The following is a 1,190-nucleotide window of genomic DNA, read 5'->3' on the forward strand; positions in this document are numbered from 1 at the left end:
CCAGTTTAAAAGAGCTTCTGAGTTCAAATATACTGAGTCACTAACTCAATCCAATATGGCTAGTTATTATTTGACTCGGAATATCGTTTGGGACAGCAATCTGTTTATCAAAAATTGGGCTCTCTTGGATAATTTTGAAATATTCGCGGATAATCATCGAGTTGGCATTGTTCGTTTTAGCTATAACGAATCAACTACTTTTCTTCGAGATTTACAGTTAAGTCCAGAATTTCACGGAAAGGGTATTGGTGCGAAAAGTCTCGACATGATTGTGAATCACGCTAGACAGCATCAATCGAAAAAGTTACTTCTTCGTGTATTTAGCGAAAATCCAGCAATTAAGTTATATAAAGAAAAAGGGTTTACACAAACCGTGGAAGTGAATGGGTTAATAGAAATGGAATTTACTTTAAGTTCAAACACATAACAAATGCATCAACACGATTTGCTACACTCGGCGTTGTTAGTTTGTCTTTAGTTTCAGTGATTAAGGCAGTAAAATTCAGTTAGGTCTGTATCGTAGCAAACGTGTTATGCAGGCGTTATGCCTCTTTTGAGAAAGGAATCTTACTATGTACCCGGATATGATTTTGCTTAATGGAACAGGAAGCTCTGGTAAAACTAGCTTAGCCAAAGAGTTACAAGAATTGTTATCGATACAATATTTAAATTTTAGTATTGATAGTGTTTTATATGCTTTACCACCAACAGATCTCAAAAGAATGATAGTAGGGGATCCTATAAGCCGTTCTGGGTATGATTATGGTCAATTAACAGAAGGTTATCATAATTGTGTTAAAGGGCTATTAGAAGCCGGTTGTAGACTTATTATTGATAATGCTTGGATAAGTGAAGACGAAATTAATGCATTAGAAAAGTCTTTAAGTGGATTTAACGTAGTGCGAGTAAAGGTAATGTGTAGATTAGATGTCTGTGTTGCACGAGAATTAGCGCGTGGTGACCGTGCAATCGGTTTAGCTGAGTCGGAATATCCGTTGGTTCATAATTTTATGAAATATGATGCGTCAGTAGATACGAGTGATATACAGCCAAAAGATGCAGCAGTTAAGTTATTAAAAGAATTGAAACTTTACTGAATGAAGCATAACAATCGCATCAACACGATTTGCTACATTCGGCGTTGTCAGTTTGCCTTTAGTTTCAGTGATTAAGGCGTTAAAATTCAGCTA

At 35.9% G+C, this 1,190-nt stretch carries 2 protein-coding genes; both read left to right on the forward strand.

Annotation, left to right across the window (positions count from 1 at the left end):
* Positions 1-427, forward strand: a 427-nt coding sequence (locus A6E04_RS15630; RefSeq protein ID WP_065611813.1) for a GNAT family N-acetyltransferase, incomplete at its 5' end; no start/stop codon positions are given.
* 145 nt (positions 428-572) lie between these two features.
* Positions 573-1,097: a chloramphenicol phosphotransferase CPT family protein gene (locus A6E04_RS15635; RefSeq protein WP_065611810.1), complete on the forward strand. Its 525-nt coding sequence runs from the start codon at positions 573-575 to the stop codon at positions 1,095-1,097.
* Positions 1,098-1,190: the final 93 nt, after the last annotated feature.

The organism is Aliivibrio logei (assembly GCF_001691055.1).
Taxonomy (GTDB): domain Bacteria; phylum Pseudomonadota; class Gammaproteobacteria; order Enterobacterales; family Vibrionaceae; genus Aliivibrio; species Aliivibrio salmonicida.

Coding starts and splice junctions, on each gene's coding strand:
- A6E04_RS15635 (WP_065611810.1), top strand. CDS start 573: ATGTACCCGGATATGATTTTGCTTAATGGAACAGGAAGCTCTGGTAAA.